Here is a 16,007-nt window from a genome sequence, read left to right as displayed (position 1 = left end):
CACGATGAGCGACCACACGGCACACACCCGCTTCCGTGACGAGTTGGTCGAACGGTTGAGGGGCGACCTGCTCGGGCCGACCGGGCGGGAGGCCGCCTCGACCGAGGTGTTGGACGACTGGCCGCTGACCGCCTACGCCACGGGCGTCCTCATCCCGCGGACCACGGAGGAGCTCGCCGCCGAGGAGAGTTTGCAGGAGGACGACGAGGGTGCGGACCCGCCGGTGGACGAGGCACCCGACATCGGGATCGCGCTGACCAGCGTCCGACGCCCCTCCGCGACCGGGCTGACATTCACGGTGGACCCGTCCCGCAGCCGCACGGTGCGGGTCCACGCGGAGGCCGCCGTCTATGATCCGGTGGACTCGCACGGCCTTCCCACCGTTCCCCGGCGGGCGGAACGCCGCTCGACCGGCACGCAGGACCTCCGGTGGCGTCGCCGCCGGCTCGACCTGCCCGTCACGCCGCTCGACGTCACCTGCCCGGGGTCGCCGACCGTGCCCCTGGCCCACGGCCTGGAACTCAGACTGCGCGTCAGGCCGGTCCGAGACGGCCGGTTCGCGGTGACCACCACCCTGGTGAACACCCATCTGGTGGGAGGACGAGAAGCCCGGGACGCCCACGCCTTCTTCCAGGTCGGACTCCGCGTCGAGGTGCCGGACGGTTCACCCGCCCTCATCGAGAGGGTGGCGGAGGGGGCGGGTGAGGACGAGGTCCGCCTGAACCGTCTCCTGTACCGTCACGCCCCCTCCTTCGCCACGGGCCACGGCTGCGCGGCCGACTGGGACTGGTCCCCGCCACCGCCCGGCGCGCCCGAGACCGCGGACGGTCCGGCCGGTGTCGCCTGTGTGCGTACCGAGTTCGTCCCGTCCCACGAGGTGCCGCTCACCGAGTCCAATCCGGACATCGACGTCCGCGGTCTCGGCATGACCACCCTGGCGACCGCCGCACGGACGGACGTCGTCGCCTCGCTCGGGACACTGCTCGACGCCTACGCCGGCTGGATCAGGACCCGCGAGGCCGACCTCGCCACGCTGCGCGCCGGTCGTTGGGGCGACACCGAGTACATGGCGCTGGCCGAAGAACAGCTACGTCTCTGCCGCACCGCGCGTGACCGCATGGGGGGCGGCGTGCGGCTCCTCGCGCGTGACGACCGGGCGTTCGAGGCGTTCCGCCTGGCCAACGAGGCGATGGCGCTCCAACTCGGGCGTGGTGTCTGGATGGCGGACGGTCGCACCGGCGAGCCGACGCCACAGGGCACGTGGCGTCCGTTCCAGATCGGGTTCCTCCTGCTCTGTCTGGACGGACTCGTGGACCCCGGTCACGAGGATCGCGGTGTGGTGGACCTGCTGTGGTTCCCCACGGGTGGTGGCAAGACGGAGGCGTACCTCGGTCTGATCGCCTTCACCGTGTTCCACCGGAGACTGCTCCTCGGACGGTCCGGCGGCGGGGTGACGGTCCTGATGCGCTACACGCTGCGGCTGCTCACGCTTCAGCAGTTCGAACGAGCCGCGCGCCTGATGTGCGCGATGGACCGGCTGCGGGCGGGCGCGCCGGGACGGCTGGGCGACGAGCCGATCTCGATCGGCATGTGGGTGGGGCGTTCCGCGACGCCCAACACGTTGAAGGAGGCCGAGGAGTCCCTCCGCGACCTCGCGAAGGGCAGGACTTTGCAGGAGAGGAACCCGGTGCAGCTCGGACGCTGCCCGTGGTGCGGTTCACCCCTGCGGGTCGCGGACCACCGGGTGGACGTCCGGGGCGGGCGGATGACGCTCCGCTGCCCCGGCGACGGCTGCCCGTACCACACCGGCCTGCCGGTGCACGTGGTGGACGAGGAGCTCTACCGCACGAGGCCGACCCTGGTCGTCGCGACCGCCGACAAGTTCGCGCGCGTGGCATGGCGGGAGGACGTGGCGGCCCTCTTCAACCGTGACGTCCCGGGGACACCTCCGCCCGAGCTGGTCGTGCAGGACGAGCTGCACCTCATCTCCGGCCCGCTCGGTACCCTGGCGGGGCTCTACGAGGCGGCCGTGGACCTCGCCGCCGACCGGCCGAAGGTCATCGCGTCCACCGCGACGATCCGACGGGCGGAACATCAGGGAGAGGTGCTCTTCGACCGAAAGGTCGCGCAGTTCCCGCCGGCGGGGCTCGACGCCAGGGATTCCTGGTTCGCGGTGCAGGCACCGGTGGGGAGGAGGGGCCGTCGCTACGTGGGGCTGCTCACCCCCGGTATGTCACAGGCGTCGCTCCTGATCCGGGCATACGCGTCCCTGCTCCACCATGCCGCCCGCCTCGAAGGGGGCGACGAGGTGCGCGACGCCTACTGGACCCTTGTCGGATACTTCAACAGCCTCCGCCTGCTCGCCGCCGCCGAACTCCAGGTCCACGCGGACGTCAACGAACGGCTGCGCACACACGCGGCGAGGGAGGGTTCGGACGCACCCCGACACGTCGTTCCCAGTGAGTTGACCAGTCGGGTGGCGTCCAGCGAGATCCCACGGCGGTTGGAGTCCCTCGCCGTTCCTCTCGGGCACGGGACGGAACGGGCGGAGGATGTCGTGCTCGCCACGAACATGATCTCCGTGGGCGTGGACATCGACCGGTTGGGACTGATGACGGTCATGGGCCAGCCACAGACCACTGCGGAGTACATCCAGGCCACGAGCCGCGTCGGGCGCCGGCACCCCGGGCTCGTGGTCACCCTCTTCAACGGGGCACGTTCGCGCGACCTGTCGCACTACGAGAACTTCCTCCCCTACCACTCGGCGCTCTACCGACAGGTGGAGTCGTCGAGCGTCACCCCCTGGTCCGTCAGGGCCCGGGACCGGGCCCTGCACGCCGCGTTCGTCGGCCTCGTACGGCTGACCCTGCCGGCCGCACGGTCGAACCGGGCCGCCGGACGCGTCGAGTCGTTCCTCGGCGACCTGGCGGCGGTGCGCGCCGCGCTCGTGGCCCGTATCCCTCGGCGTGCGGCCGAGGAGACGGCGTCCACCGACGCCCAGTTGCGTGACTTCGTACGGCACTGGCTCCGACTCGCGGAGGCGAATCCCGACCTCGTGTACGAGGCTCCGCACTCGTTCGCCGCACGGCCCGACAGGGACCCGGACACCGCCCTGCTGCGCACTCACTCCGATCCCGACCTCGACATGGCGTGGCCCACCCTGTGGAGCCTGCGGGACGTCGACGCCGCGTCCGACCTCTACCTGGAGCGCTGACCATGCCACGCAGAACGCACGGTGCACGACCGGGAGATGACGACAGCCGGCGTCGCCGACCGCTCGGCGCCGTCCGACGGACGCAGATGATCACCACCTACGGGGTGGGGGCGATGATCGCCGTGGGCGACCAGTCGTACATCGTCAGTGGCCTGGACAGCTGGGACAGTCAGGAAGACGAGAGGGTGTGGGAACCGCGTCTGGAGAGCGCCCTCAAGGTCGAGGAGTTCCGCCTGCCTCCTTTCTCTCCTGCCCCCCGAGGCAACGGGGCGAAGGTGCGGCGGTTCCCGGAGATGTACGTCTGCCCGGGTTGCCGGGCTCTGCGCCGGCACCGCGATTTCGGCACGCGACATGACGGGAACTCGTGCGGCGACTGCGGAACGCCCATCACGCCGTCACGTTTCGTCGTCGCGTGTGCCCGCGGCCATCTCGATGAGTTCCCTTACCATCGCTGGCTGCACGCACGGCCGCGAGGTGAGGGAGAGTTCACACCGAGTGGCTGCGACCGGACGAAGGCGCGGTTGACCCTGACGGCCGAGGGACGGACGGCGAGCCTCCAGAGCATCGTCGTCGCCTGCGACTGCGGCAGAACGGGGTCGTTGGAAGGCGCGTTCGGCAGGAGCGCCATGGCCGGGCTGGGTATCGCGTGTGACGGCGGTCGTCCTTGGCTCGGTAGGGACGCCCGCGAGACGTGCGGGGAGGAACTGCGCGTGCTCCAGCGTGGCTCGTCCGCCGCGTGGTTCCCCACGGTCGAGTCGGCGCTCTCCATCCCCCCGTGGCACGACACGTTGGTTGATCTCGTCCGCGGGGAAAGGCGCCAGTTGCTCGGCGCGGACATCTCCTATGTCGAGACGTTCGCTCGTAGAGCGGGGTGGCTGGACGACGGCGAGTACACCCTGAAGGAAGTCTTGGACACGATCCGTCTGTTGGAGGACAGTCGCAGGGACACACCGGAAGAACCGGAGAGCGCGACCCAGTTCGAGGCCGCCCGGAGGCTGCGGCGTGAAGAGCACCGGCAGTTGGTCCGGGAGACCCCCGAATCCCCGCGCAACAAGCATTTCGTGTGCGTGCCCCCCTCCGACGCGTCCGACACGGACGTCCCAGGCGTGGGCCGCGTCATGCTGGTGAAGCGGCTGCGCGAGGTCCGTGCCCTCAGCTCGTTCACCCGGATCGAGCCTCTCGTGCGCAGCGAGGCGGACTACCGGCGGGCGATGCCGCTGGCGAGGGAGGAGAGGTTTCCGTGGCTTCCGGCCATCGAGGTGGTCGGCGAAGGCGTCTTCCTCGAACTGGACGCCGAACGCCTCAGCTCGTGGGAGGGCCTGGTCGGATCCCACTCGCCCCAGGCACGGACGGACCGCATGCGTTCCGCGCACGAACGGTTGTTGCGGTCCCGGGCAGCGGTCGAGGAGGACCAGCCCTCGGCACTGACGTCGCGTCTCGTACTCGTCCACACGTTGGCGCACGCCCTGATCAACGAGTGGAGCCTCGACTGCGGCTATCCGGCATCGGCGCTGCGCGAACGCCTCTATGTGGACGGCGAGATGGCGGGGGTTCTCCTCTACACGGCCACCAGTGACTCGGCCGGCAGCCTCGGGGGGATCGTCTTCCAAGGTGAACCGGCGCGGCTCGCCGCGTCCCTCGCGTCAGCGGGTGAACGGCTGTCCTGGTGCTCGGCCGATCCCCTCTGCATGGAGGCGGACGCGAGTGGCGTGAACGGCCTCAACCTCGCCGCCTGCCACAACTGTGTGCTGCTTCCCGAGACGAGCTGCGAGCTGAACAACCTTTTCCTCGACCGGGCGATGCTCGTCGGCACACCCGACGGCCTGACCCCCGGATACCTGAGCTGACGTCCGACACACCCCGTCGTGCGGCGGACGGGGTGCACGGTCGCCGGAGCGGAGGATCAAAGGGCGGGCGGGGTTGAGGCTTTGGTCAGGGTGGTGAGGTCGGTGGGGGGCAGGGTGAGAGTTGTCGCGGCCAGGAGGGCGGGGAGTTGGGTGGTGGTGCGTGCGCTGGCGATGGGGGCTGTCACGGTGGGCTGGGCTGCCAGCCAGGCGAGGGCGACGGTGGCCATCGTGGTGGCGTGTGCGTCGGCGACGGATTCCAGGGCTGCCAGGACGCGGCGGCCCCGTTCGGTGGTGAGGTGCTTCGAGGCGCCGGCGGCGCGGGGGCTGTCCACGGTGGTGTCGGCGCGGTACTTGCCGGTGAGGAAGCCGGCGGCGAGGCCGGAGTAAGGGAGGGTGCCGAGGCCGTGGTGGGCGGCGGTGGCGGCGAGTTCGCCCTCGTAGGACTCGCGGGAGACGAGGTTGTACCTCGGCTGGAGCGCGACGTACGGGGTGGTGCCCTCGCGGGCGGCGAAGGCGAGGGAGGCCTCCAGGCGGGCCGGTGAGATGTTGGAGGCGCCGAGGGCGCGGACCTTCCCCTCGCGGACCAGTTCGTCCAGCGCGGTCATGATCTCGGAGACCTCGACGGTCTCGTCGTCGAAGTGCGTGTAGTACAGGTCGATGTGGTCGGTGCCGAGGCGGCGCAGGGACTCCTCGGCGCCGCGCTTGATCGTGGACGCCGCGAGGCCGCGCAGGTCGGGGTGGCTGCCGACCTTGGTGGCGACGATTATGTCGTCGCGGCGGCCGCGGCGGGCCAGCCAGCGGCCGATCAGCATCTCCGACTCGCCGCCCGTGTTGCCCTCGTGCCAGGCCGAGTAGGCGTCCGCGGTGTCGAGGAAGTTGCCACCGGCGTCGGCGAAGGCGTCGAGGACGGCGAAGGTCTCGGACTCGTCCGCGGTCCAGCCGAACACGTTCCCGCCGAGGCAGAGCGGGGATACGCGCAGGTCGCCGAGGGGGCGCAGGGTATTCGTCATATCGGGAAGGGTAGACCGGCGGCCCTGATGTCGGGGGGGTGTCACCAGGGCCGCCGGGGTGCGAGGGAGTGCGCGCGTCAGACCGTGAGGCCCTTGTCGCGCAGCCAGGCCAGCGGGTCCACGGCGTCGCCGCCCGCGGGCCTGACCTCGACGTGGAGGTGGGGGCCCGTGGAGTTGCCGGTGGAGCCGACGAGGCCGATCTGGTCGGTGGTGGTGAGCTCCTGGCCGGCCGAGACGCTCATCGAGGAGAGGTGGCAGTACCAGAGCTCGGTGCCGTCCTCCAGCTCGACGATCACGCGGTACCCGTACGAGCCGGCCCAGGCGGCCTCGGTGACGGTGCCGGTGTGGATGTTCTTGACCGGGGTGCCGGTGGCGGCGGCGAAGTCCTGGCCGGTGTGGTTGGACTGCCACATGGCGCCGTCCTGGCCGAAGCCGGAGCTGAGACGGTAGTCGGAGAGCGGGAGCGCGTAGCTGGCGGCGAGTTCGCGGCGGCGCTGCTCCTCCTCGGCGCGGCGGCGTTCCTCCTCCTCACGCCGGCGCTGCTCCTCCAGGGCGCGGCGCTCCTCCTCGGCGGCCTCGGCGGCGGCGCTCGCGGCGTCCGCCTCGGCGGCGGCGACGGCGGTGTCCACGGCCTGCGTGTCGGCGCTGGTGGCCTGGCGGTCGGCCTGCTGGAGGATGCGGGCGCGCAGGGCCTCGCCCGCGTCGGTCCTGCCGGCCCCGACGTCGGCCTCGGTGACGCCGGCCTCGGTGAAGGGGGCGGCGGTCGGCGCGGCCTCGTCGGCGGACAGCAGGCCGCCGACGACCGGGAGTTGGCCGGGGATGTCGCGGAGCTTGTCGGCCGCCGCGTCCATGCCGGGGAGCGAGCCGGCGCCCTGGTCGTTGGCGGAGGCCATGCCGCCCGCGCCCACGGCGGCGATGACGCCGACGCCGAGGACGGCGCGGCTGCGGGCGATGGTGCCGCCGCCCTTGCGGGCGACGCGGTGGCGGCCGCGGACGGGAAGGAGGGTGTCCTCGCTGGGGTTCCACTCGGTGCGCGGCTCGTCGTCGGCGGCGCGCGGGCCGAAGTACGCGGGAGGCTCCGGGTGTTCGGCCACGTCCGGGTGCGTCCCGTAGGTGCCGTAGGGGCCGTCGTCGTGCATGCCGTGCGCGCCCTGGGTGGGCCAGGCGGCGGTGTCATGGGGGTCGTGCGAGCCGAGGAGCTGCTGCGCGCTCTGGCGCGCGTCCTCGAAAGAGGCATGCCGGTTCGACGCCACGGAGGCGCTCTCCTTTCCTTCCCTCGCCTACCGGGTTAGCTGACGGGTTCGGAGCAGGAAGGTCTCCTACGGGCGGCCGACGGCGGTGGCCGATGGCTGTCCGATTCACCCCAGGTGGTGGTTCCCCGGTTCCATAGGTGCAGTTGTTCCGCACGCCGGATTCGGCGACAGAGCACGGTGCCGTCCTTGCGACGACAGTGACGACCGCGCTGCGTTATCGAACGTTAATAGAAGTCGGCGCCGGATTCCAAGTGTCCGCGGGAAAGATGCCGGGAAAGGGCCCGGAGATTCGCGACGCAAGGGCACCAAAACGGGCATTCTCCAGGGGTGGTGTGCCGCATCTCGCATCTGACGGTGTGTCATTTGTTATGCGGAGCGCACTGACGTGTTCACGATCGGTAACGGTGACGCGGTGGGCGGGGAGCGGGCCGGGGGGATGACAACGGTTACCACGGCAGCCTTTGACACGGCCGCGGCGATGCCGCCACCCTGCACGTATGAAGAGGCCTTCAGACGAGCTGGTCCCCGCCGACGGCTGCGCCGTGCGGCTGGTGGACCCCGAACGGGTGCACGAGGTCAGGGGCCGGATGCCGGCCGAGCCGGATCTCGCGGACACCGCCGACGTCTTCGGCCTGATGTCGGACCCGGGCCGCCTGCGGCTGCTCGTCGCCCTGCTCGACGGCGAGCTGTGCGTCTGCGACCTGGCCGCCGTCACCGGCATGAGCGAGTCGGCCACGTCGCACGCCCTGCGGCTGCTGCGCGCCCACCGCGTCGTGGCGGCGCGGCGCGCGGGCCGGGTGGCGTACTACCGGCTGGACGACGCGCACGTGCGGATGCTGCTCGACCTGGCCGTGGCCCACACGGGGCACACCGAGGCCATCCACCCCGAGCGGACGGGCGGGCCGCGCTGATGGGCCACGGACACGCGCACGGCCACGGGGGCGGCGGGGTGTCGGCCGCGGGCAGGCACCGGGGACGGCTCGCCGCCTCGTTCGTCCTGATCGCCGCGTTCTTCGTCGTCGAGCTGGTCTTCGGCGTGCTCTCCGGCTCCCTGTCCCTGCTGTCGGACGCGGGGCACATGGCGGCCGATGTCGTGACGCTGGCCGCCGCCCTGGTCGCGACGCGGATCGCCGCGCGCCCGGACGCGACGGGCCGCCGTACGTACGGCTCGTACCGCGCGGAGGTCTTCGCGTCGGGTCTCGCCGTCCTGCTGATGCTGGGCGTGGCCGTCTACATCGTCGTCCAGGCCGTCGGGCGCGCGGGCGGCGGCGCCGAGGTGGAGACCGGCCCGATGGTGGCGGTCGGCGCCCTCGGCCTCGCGGTGAACGTCGCCGCGCTCCTGCTGCTGCGCGCCGGGGCGGCCGAGAGCCTGAACGTGAAGGGCGCGTATCTGGAGGTCGTCGCCGACACGGCCGGGTCGGTGGGCGTCGTCGTGGCGGGCTGGCTGGTGGCCGCGACCGGGCGGCCGGTGTGGGACACGCTGGTCGCGCTGGCGATCGGCTGCTTCGTGGTGGTGCGGGCGCTGCTCCTGGGCCGGCAGGTGCTGGCCGTCCTGGCGCAGCACGCGCCGGAGGGGATGGACCTGGACGAGGTGACGGGCGACCTCGCGGCGATCGAGGGCGTGGCGGATGTGCACGACCTGCACCTGTGGACGCTGACCTCCGGCATGCCGGTGGCGACGGCGCACCTGGTGGCGTCCGAGCGGGCCGACCCGCACGCCGTCCTCGACCGGGCACGGGACGTGCTGCGGCGTCGGCACGGTGTGGCGCATGCGACGCTCCAGGTCGAGCCCTCGGGGCACCAGGGGTGTGACGAACTCGGCTGGTGAGCCGGGGGCGGGGGCCGTTCCTCGGGGGCGGTGCGGGTTGGGCGCCGGAGGAAAGACGAGGAGGAAGTCGCTCGTCGTGGCCGGGCGACGCGTGGTGAATCCGCTGTACGGGTGGGGGCGGAAATCGGGCGGCGGCTCCCCGGCGGGGTGCAGGGGCGGTCCCGGCCACCCCGGGGAGCGAACGCCGTGGTCATCCCGGGTGCGGACGCGGCGGGCGATGAGTCGACCGTTTTCCCCGCCGGGGAATGCATCTGGGCGGTCGGGGAAAGGCGAGCCGGTGCACGGAGGCAGTCGCGTGAGGGAAATCGGGGACACTTCGGGCATTTCCGGAAGCGAATGGTCCACCGTTCTCGAAAAGGCATGTGCGAGAGAGGCACATCCTGTCGAGGCCGTTTCCCGGGAATGCCCTCTCGACATCACGAGCAGGGCGAAAAGGAGAATCCGGGCGGCGAGACGCGGCAGGCAGCCGTGCCGCGACGGCGTGGCCGCCGCGGCTGCCCCGGGATGTCCCGCCTTCATGACCCCTCCCCCTCCCGGCGACTGTCGGTAAGAGAGGTACGACCCGCGCTCACGGTCCGTTCCCGGGATGTCGTTGCGGTCAAGAGGAGACTGACAGCGATCACTTCCGGACGCAGACGCTCATCTCGCGCAAGGAATCGGCCACTTCAAGGCCGGAACGACACAGCCGGTGGCCCCGCCCTGCACGCGGGGCCAGCGGCCGGTGCGGTGATTCTACGGAACACAAAGGGCAGATCAGACGTCTATACGATGTTCGCACGGGCACAGCGCGGTCAGTCCGGTCGCGCCGGTCCCCGGCCAAGGGGAGGAGTCCGCCGGATGCTTCTGCGACTGCGCGGCGTGAGCCGTACGCACGGAGACCGCCGCATTCTCGCGCCGGTCGACCTCGATCTGGGCGCGGGTGAGTGCGTCGCGCTGCTCGGCCACAACGGCGCGGGCAAGTCCACGCTGATGCGGCTGGCCGCCGGACGCGACCGGCCGACGACCGGCACCGTCGAGTTCGACGGCGCCCCCATGGACGAGGACGACCCGCGGACCCGCGCCCGCGTCGCGCTGGTGGGCGACGCGCTGGCCTGCTACCCCGACCTCACGGTCCGTCAGCACCTGCAACTCGTCGCCGCCGGACACCGCGTCCCCGACGCCGACGCCCGCATCACCGCCGCCCTCGCCACCCACCGGCTCTCCGCCCGCGCCGACGCGCTGCCCGCCGAACTGTCCTCCGGGCAGACGCAGGAACTCCTCCTGGCAGCCGCCCTCCTGCGCCCCACCGACCTGCTCCTGCTGGACGAGCCCGAGCAACGCCTCGACCCCGACGCCCGCCAACGGCTCGCCACCGTCCTCGCCGACCGCCTCGCCACGGGTACCGCCATGCTGCTGGTCACCCACCACCGCGAGTTGGCCGCCGCACTCGCCCACCGCACCTACGTGCTCGCCGACGGCACGCTGACCCCCGCCGCATGACCTCCGACGACGCCGCCGCCCTCGACTGGCTGCGCGCACACCGCGGCAAGGAACGCCGCCGCCGCTTCGGCTACCGCGCCTACGTCACGGCGCTCCTGCTGGTCAGCTGGTTCGGCCTGTACGGCGCCGGGCTCGTCGCGCAGATCGACCGGGGCGGCCCGTTCGCCGACCACGCCGACCGGATACGCGACGCCCTCCCCCTCGCCGTCCCCGCCCTGGCGCTCACCGCCGTCTGCGTCGCCCTGGCCGACGCACTGTGGCGCGGGCCCGTCACCCTGCCCCGGGCCGACGCCGACTGGCTGCTCCCCATGCCGCTCCCCCGCTGGCGGCTGCTGCGACCCTGGCTCCTGCTGTCCGCCGCGCTGCTCTCCCTCGTCGGACTGCTGGCCGGGCTCGGCACCGCCCTGGTCGTAGCCGCCGCCCGGCTGGCCGGTCTCGGCACGTCGCTGCTGGCCTGTGTGCCACCCGCCCTGTGCCTCGCACTGCTGACGGCCGCCGGAGCGGTCGCCGTGGAACGGTACGCCCCCGCCGCCCGTACCGTACGGCTGTTCCTCGGTCCCGCCTTCCTGGCCGTCCTGCTGCTGGTCTCCCTCCTGCTGCGCGGCGGAACCCTGGCCGCGCCCCTGCAAACCGTCCTCCTGTGGTCCGGCCCCTGGGGCTGGGCCGCCCAGCCGATGATCGCCGCCGCCGGACTGTCCGCGCCCGGCTGGCAGGTGGCCGCCGCCCTGCTGCTCTGCTGCACGGTGGCCTCGCTGCTGCCCCTCCGGCACCTGACCGGCTCGCTCCCGGCCGCCACGCTGCGCACGCGTTCCCACGCCGCCGGTCGTGCGGTCGCCGGGCTGGTCTCTTTCGACCTCCGCACCGCCTGGCAGGCAGTCGCCGCAGCGTCCGGCAGCCAGCCGCCCCGCGCATGGCGCCGGCTGCGCGTACCCCGCCACCCCCTGGTGGCCGTGCTGTGGCGGGACGCACTCGGCCTGCTGAGCCGCCCCCAGCGCCTGATCACAGCGGCGCTGCTGCTGGGCGGCGCCTTCCTCACCGCCGCGGTCACCACCGGCACGGACGGCACCTCCGCGTTCGTTCTCCTCGCCGCCGCCGCGTCACTGGCTGTCGCAGCCGCGGGTGCCCTGCTGGAACCGGCCCGCCTGGACGCCGACGACCCGCGCCGCGGCCTGCTCTGGTGGCCACGTTCCGCCGCCTCACTGGCCCTCGCCCACGCCGTGGCCCCCACCGTGGCCCTGCTGCTCGCGGGACTGGCCCCCGCCCTGCCGCTCACGCTGGCCACCGACACCCCGGCGGCCACGGTACTCACGGGAGCCGTCCCGCTGCTGGTGGCCGGCGCACTGCTCGACGCGTACCGCCCGCCACCCTCCGCCGTACTCCTCCACCGCGCGATGACCGGCTCAGGCGGCACCGTACTGATCATGCTGCGGCAGAGCGCAGGTCAAGCCATCGCCATACTCGGCACGCTGCTCGCGGCAGGCCGGACACTGACCGGCACATCCCCCGACGGCATGCCCGCCCCTCTGGTCTGCTGGCCACTCGCGGCGGCCCTCCTGGCCTGGACGACGCGACGTGCCCGCGCCGCACTCGGCCCGGACACCCGCTGAGGCCGGCGCTGACGGCCCTTTCCCCCGTCGGCCGGCAGAACACCGGGCCAGCACCGGGCCAGCATCGGCCGAGCTAACGATCTCGAACAGGCGAAAGGGCCCCGCCCGCCGCACGAAGCAGCAGGTGGGGCCCTTTCCTTCCCGTAGGCCGTGTGGGACTCGAACCCACAACCAATGGATTAAAAGTCCACTGCTCTGCCAATTGAGCTAACGGCCCGCAAGGGAAGCATAGCCCGGGGGCGGTGCCGCGCTCGAAGGCATACGGTCAGCCGTTGCGCTTCCAGCGCGGCTTGTCGGCGCGGCGGTCGAAGCCGCCCCGGTCGTCGCGGTCGCGGTAGCCGCCGCCCGTGCCGGTCCCGCCGTCGCGGCGGTAGCCGCCGCCGTCACGGCGCTCGGTGTCACGGCGGTAGCCGCTGCCCGCGTCGTCGCGGCGGTAGCCGCCACGGTCACCGTCGCGCCGGTCGTTGTCGCGGCGGCCGTACGGGCGGCGGTCGTCGCCGCCACCGCGCCGGTCGTCGCGGCGGTAGCCACCACGGTCGTCGTCGCGGCGGTAGCCACCACGGTCGTTGTCCCGGCGGCCGTGCCCGTGGCCGCCGCCGTTGCCGTACGGGCGGCGGTCGTTGTCCCGGCGGTAGCCGCCGCGGTCACCGCCCCGCTCGTCGCGCGACGCCTCGGCACGCGCGGCCTTCTCGGCACGCCGCGCCTCGCGCTGCGCCTCCGCCTCCGCCTCGCGCTCCGCCTCGGCCAGGGCCTGCGCCCGCGCCTCCGCGGCCGCCGCGATGGCCTCGGCCGGGTCGTCGCCGCGCTCACGCGCCGCACGGCCGGTCAGCCGGTCGGCCTCGTCGCGCAGCTCGCCCGCGCGCTCCTTGGCGCGCTCCAGCTCGCGCGCCAGGCGCGCGACCTCGCGCTCCGCGTGCGTCACCGCGCCCGTCGCCGCCTCGGCCTGCACCTCGGTCAGCGACCGCGCGCCGATGATGTCCGCCACGTCCGGGTCGAACAGGTCGCCGCGCCCGATGACGTGCCGCGAGGCGTCGACGCCCGCGTCCTCCATCAGGCGGAAGATCGTCCGCCGCTGGTGCGGCAGCGCCAGCGACACGACGGTGCCGGACCGCCCCGCGCGCGCCGTACGGCCCGAGCGGTGCAGGTAGTCCTTGTGGTCGGCGGCCGGGTCCACGTTCAGCACCAGGTCGATGCCGTCCACGTGGATGCCGCGCGCCGCGACATCGGTGGCGACCAGCACGCTGACGCGGCCGTCCTTGAAGTCCGCCAGGGTCCGCGTACGGGCGCCCTGCGTCATGCCGCCGTGCAGCGCGTCGGCGCGCACGCCCGACTCGCGCAGTTGTCCGGCGACGCGGTCGGCGCCCAGCTGCGTGCGGACGAAGACGATCGTGCGGCTGTCGCGGCCGGCGATGGCGGCGGTCAGCGGCGCCTTGTCGCGCGGCTTCACGATGAGCACGTGGTGGCTCATGGTGGTGACGGCGCCCTGGGCAGCGTCCACCTCGTGGCTGACGGGGTCGACCAGGTAGCGCTTCACCAGGGTGTCGATCTCGTGCTCAAGCGTCGCCGAGAAGAGCATGCGCTGCCCGCCCGGCGGAACCTGGTCGAGCAGTTCGGTGACCTCGGGCAGGAAGCCCAGGTCGGCCATCTGGTCGGCCTCGTCCAGGACGGCGACCTCGACGTCGTCCAGCGAGCAGGCGCCGCGGCCGATCACGTCGCGGAGCCGGCCGGGGGTCGCGACCAGGATGTCCACGCCGCGCTCCAGGGCGTAGATCTGGTTGCCCATGGAGGTGCCGCCGCAGACGACCTTGAGACGGAGGCCGAGCACGTTGCCGTACGGCTCCAGCGCGTCGGCGACCTGCATGGCCAGCTCACGCGTGGGGGTGAGGATGACGGCGCGGGGGTGCTTGGCGCGCGTCCTGCCGCCGGCGAGGCGGGCCAGGAGGGGCAGGCCGAAGCTCAGGGTCTTGCCGGAGCCGGTGCGGCCGCGGCCGAGGATGTCCCGTCCGGCCAGCGCGTCCGGGATGGTGGCGGCCTGGATGGGGAACGGGGTGGTGACACCGTGCTCGGCGAGCGTGCGCACGATCTCCTGGGGCAGGCCCAGGTCGGCGAACGTCAGGGTGGGCTCGTCGTCCAGGGGAAGAAGAACCTCGGGCGTGGTCACGGACATGCGAAGTGAGAACCTTCCGGAGTCTTGTGGGGTCGGCACGCGCCTGTGCTCCGTAGGTGCTCTTGACCGCCTGGATGCGGTCAGCCACGGCTCGGTGAGGAACGCGCCACACGGCGCGCTGCTTCGGGGCGCCGGGCAAGTGGGATCAAACGATCTACAAGCATACGCACGCGGCGCGGTGATACGCAAACGGGTCAGCCCGTACCCCCTGGCACGGGCTCTCCCGGCGCCGGCGCGGGCTCCTCGGGGCCGGGCTCGGGGGCCGGCTGCTCCGGCTCGGGCGCGGGGGGCGGCTCCTCGGGGCCGGGCGCCGGGTCCGGGTCGGCGGGCTCGGGCGCGGGCGGCTCGGGGCGCGTCGGAACGGGCTCGGGCACGTCGGGACGCTGCGGCGGCGCGGGGGTGCCGGGGCGGGGGGTGGCGCGGGGGGTGCGGTCGGGCGTACCGGCGGGTGTGTCGTCCTCGCCGGCCCGGTCCGCGCGGTCCTGCCGCGCGTCGTCGGCTGTGGCGGGACCGGGGGGCGCGGCGTCCTCGGCGCGCCCGCCGCTCGGCTCGGGCCCGGCGCCGCCGGGCGCGGCGTCCTCGGCCCCGGCCGCGCGTTCCCGCTCGGCGGCGGTGTCGGGCGCGCCGTGCCCGCCGCCGTCGGGCTCACGCTGCTGGGCGGTCTTCTCCGGGTCCACGGTGACGCAGCCCGCCAGCGCGACGGCGGCGAGGGCGGCCACCCCCGCCAGGGCGGCGGGACGGGCACGGCGGTGACGGCGGCTGGGCACGGGAACGTTCCTCCGGTCGGCGCGCGGGACGGGCTTCCGCCCGTTCAACTCCCGCCGCCCCGCCCAGGACACGCCTCACCCGTAACCGAGCGCGTGCAGCCGCTCGTCGTCGATCCCGAAGTGGTGGGCGATCTCGTGCACGACGGTGATCTCGACCTCCTCGACGACCAGTTCCCGGCCGCCGCCCTCTCGTTCACACATCCGCAGGGTGGGTCCCATGTAGACGGAGATGCGGTCGGGGAGCGCCCCCGCGTACCACTCGCCGCGCTCGGTGAGGGGCACTCCCTCGTACAGGCCGAGGAGTTCGGGGTCGCCCGCCTCGGCGGGCGGCTCGTCCTCGACGAAGACGGCGACGTTGTCCATCAGGCGCGTCAGCTCGGACGGCACCCGGTCGAGGGCCTCGCCGACCAGTTCCTCGAACTCCTCGCGCGTCATCTCCAGCACCCGGCCATTGTCGCGGGCGGGTGGCGCGGAGGGCCAGGTTGCGGGCCGACCGAACCGTTTTGCCGATCGGTCCCGGCATCCCCTATGCTTCTCACGTCCCCGACGGCATCGCGAGATGCCGAGGCGGGCCGCCGGGCCCCCGTCGTCTAGTGGCCCAGGACGCCGCCCTTTCAAGGCGGTAGCGCGGGTTCGAATCCCGTCGGGGGTACGCGACATCCCGGTGTCGCAGAGCAAGGTCCTGTGGAGCAGTTTGGAGTGCTCGCCACCCTGTCAAGGTGGAGGCCGCGGGTTCAAATCCCGTCAGGACCGCTCCGGCTGGGTAGCTCAGTTGGTACGAGCGTCCGCCTGAAAAGCGGAAGGTCGCCGGTTCGACCCCGGCCCCAGCCACCGG

The 16,007-nt window shown here is 73.0% G+C and carries 11 protein-coding genes, 4 tRNA genes and 1 riboswitch; of the genes, 9 read left to right on the top strand and 6 right to left on the bottom strand.

Annotation, left to right across the window (positions count from 1 at the left end):
* Positions 1–4 precede the first annotated feature (4 nt).
* Positions 5–3,214 carry a helicase-related protein gene (locus ACL02R_RS14375; RefSeq protein ID WP_412797271.1) on the top strand — a complete coding sequence of 1,070 codons (3,210 nt, stop codon included), beginning with the start codon at positions 5–7 and terminating at the stop codon, positions 3,212–3,214.
* A gap of 2 nt (positions 3,215–3,216) precedes the next feature.
* A complete protein-coding gene (drmB, locus tag ACL02R_RS14370) occupies positions 3,217–5,061 on the top strand; it encodes a DrmB family protein (protein ID WP_412797270.1) in 1,845 nt (614 codons plus the stop codon).
* Between the two features lie 56 nt (positions 5,062–5,117).
* Here the strand turns inward: drmB and ACL02R_RS14365 are convergent, their stop codons facing one another.
* Together ACL02R_RS14365 and ACL02R_RS14360 are read right to left on the bottom strand one after the other, a co-directional pair.
* Positions 5,118–6,071: an aldo/keto reductase gene (locus ACL02R_RS14365; RefSeq protein ID WP_412797269.1), complete on the bottom strand. Its 954-nt coding sequence runs from the start codon at positions 6,069–6,071 to the stop codon at positions 5,118–5,120.
* A gap of 77 nt (positions 6,072–6,148) precedes the next feature.
* A complete protein-coding gene (locus ACL02R_RS14360; protein WP_412797268.1) occupies positions 6,149–7,324 on the bottom strand; it encodes a M23 family metallopeptidase in 1,176 nt (391 codons plus the stop codon).
* A gap of 7 nt (positions 7,325–7,331) precedes the next feature.
* A riboswitch (cyclic di-AMP (ydaO/yuaA leader) is annotated at positions 7,332–7,501 on the bottom strand.
* 320 nt (positions 7,502–7,821) lie between these two features.
* Here ACL02R_RS14360 and ACL02R_RS14355 point away from each other — a divergent pair.
* The 4 genes from ACL02R_RS14355 (at position 7,822) to ACL02R_RS14340 (ending at position 12,238) form a co-directional block, all read left to right on the top strand.
* Positions 7,822–8,235 carry an ArsR/SmtB family transcription factor gene (locus ACL02R_RS14355; protein ID WP_412797267.1) on the top strand — a complete coding sequence of 138 codons (414 nt, stop codon included), beginning with the start codon at positions 7,822–7,824 and terminating at the stop codon, positions 8,233–8,235.
* Positions 8,235–9,152, top strand: a complete 918-nt coding sequence (locus ACL02R_RS14350; protein WP_412797266.1) for a cation diffusion facilitator family transporter — start codon at positions 8,235–8,237, stop codon at positions 9,150–9,152. Before ACL02R_RS14355 ends, ACL02R_RS14350 begins: the two co-directional genes overlap by 1 nt.
* 837 nt (positions 9,153–9,989) lie before the next feature.
* Complete coding sequence (locus ACL02R_RS14345; protein WP_412797265.1) at positions 9,990–10,631, top strand: ATP-binding cassette domain-containing protein; 642 nt, start codon at positions 9,990–9,992, stop codon at positions 10,629–10,631.
* Positions 10,628–12,238 carry a hypothetical protein gene (locus ACL02R_RS14340; protein ID WP_412797264.1) on the top strand — a complete coding sequence of 537 codons (1,611 nt, stop codon included), beginning with the start codon at positions 10,628–10,630 and terminating at the stop codon, positions 12,236–12,238. Before ACL02R_RS14345 ends, ACL02R_RS14340 begins: the two co-directional genes overlap by 4 nt.
* Before the next feature lie 144 nt (positions 12,239–12,382).
* On the opposite strand, the gene ACL02R_RS14335 is transcribed toward ACL02R_RS14340, so the two are convergent.
* From ACL02R_RS14335 to ACL02R_RS14320, 4 genes are all read right to left on the bottom strand, one after another.
* A tRNA-Lys gene (locus ACL02R_RS14335) sits at positions 12,383–12,455 on the bottom strand.
* A 48-nt stretch (positions 12,456–12,503) separates the two neighbouring features.
* A complete protein-coding gene (locus ACL02R_RS14330; RefSeq protein ID WP_412797263.1) occupies positions 12,504–14,405 on the bottom strand; it encodes a DEAD/DEAH box helicase in 1,902 nt (633 codons plus the stop codon).
* A gap of 194 nt (positions 14,406–14,599) precedes the next feature.
* Positions 14,600–15,172, bottom strand: a complete 573-nt coding sequence (locus ACL02R_RS14325; RefSeq protein WP_412797262.1) for a hypothetical protein — start codon at positions 15,170–15,172, stop codon at positions 14,600–14,602.
* Between the two features lie 75 nt (positions 15,173–15,247).
* The gene (locus ACL02R_RS14320) at positions 15,248–15,616 is read right to left on the bottom strand and encodes a metallopeptidase family protein (RefSeq protein WP_412797261.1); all 369 of its coding nucleotides are present in this window, start codon (positions 15,614–15,616) and stop codon (positions 15,248–15,250) included.
* Positions 15,617–15,751: 135 nt separating this feature from the next.
* Between ACL02R_RS14320 and ACL02R_RS14315 the strand changes: the two genes are divergently transcribed.
* The 3 genes from ACL02R_RS14315 to ACL02R_RS14305 all read left to right on the top strand — a co-directional run bounded on the left by ACL02R_RS14315 (position 15,752) and on the right by ACL02R_RS14305 (position 16,003).
* Positions 15,752–15,824: transfer RNA gene (locus ACL02R_RS14315), tRNA-Glu, on the top strand.
* Positions 15,825–15,850: 26 nt separating this feature from the next.
* Positions 15,851–15,925 (top strand) — tRNA-Asp (locus ACL02R_RS14310).
* Positions 15,926–15,929: 4 nt separating this feature from the next.
* Positions 15,930–16,003 (top strand) — tRNA-Phe (locus ACL02R_RS14305).
* Positions 16,004–16,007: the final 4 nt, after the last annotated feature.

It is taken from the genome of Streptomyces sp. MS19 (genome assembly GCF_047200595.1).
In the GTDB taxonomy this organism is placed as follows: Bacteria; Actinomycetota; Actinomycetes; order Streptomycetales; family Streptomycetaceae; genus Streptomyces.
Note: the sequence above shows the minus strand (reverse complement) of the source record. Positions and strands in the feature narration are given on the sequence as shown.

Bases quoted from the DNA above. Each gene is read 5' to 3' on its own strand.
- ACL02R_RS14375 (WP_412797271.1), top strand. From the start codon at position 5: ATGAGCGACCACACGGCACACACCCGCTTCCGTGACGAGTTGGTCGAA.
- drmB (WP_412797270.1), top strand. From the start codon at position 3,217: ATGCCACGCAGAACGCACGGTGCACGACCGGGAGATGACGACAGCCGG.
- ACL02R_RS14365 (WP_412797269.1), bottom strand. From the start codon at position 6,071: ATGACGAATACCCTGCGCCCCCTCGGCGACCTGCGCGTATCCCCGCTC.
- ACL02R_RS14355 (WP_412797267.1), top strand. From the start codon at position 7,822: ATGAAGAGGCCTTCAGACGAGCTGGTCCCCGCCGACGGCTGCGCCGTG.
- ACL02R_RS14350 (WP_412797266.1), top strand. From the start codon at position 8,235: ATGGGCCACGGACACGCGCACGGCCACGGGGGCGGCGGGGTGTCGGCC.
- ACL02R_RS14345 (WP_412797265.1), top strand. From the start codon at position 9,990: ATGCTTCTGCGACTGCGCGGCGTGAGCCGTACGCACGGAGACCGCCGC.
- ACL02R_RS14340 (WP_412797264.1), top strand. From the start codon at position 10,628: ATGACCTCCGACGACGCCGCCGCCCTCGACTGGCTGCGCGCACACCGC.
- ACL02R_RS14330 (WP_412797263.1), bottom strand. From the start codon at position 14,405: ATGTCCGTGACCACGCCCGAGGTTCTTCTTCCCCTGGACGACGAGCCC.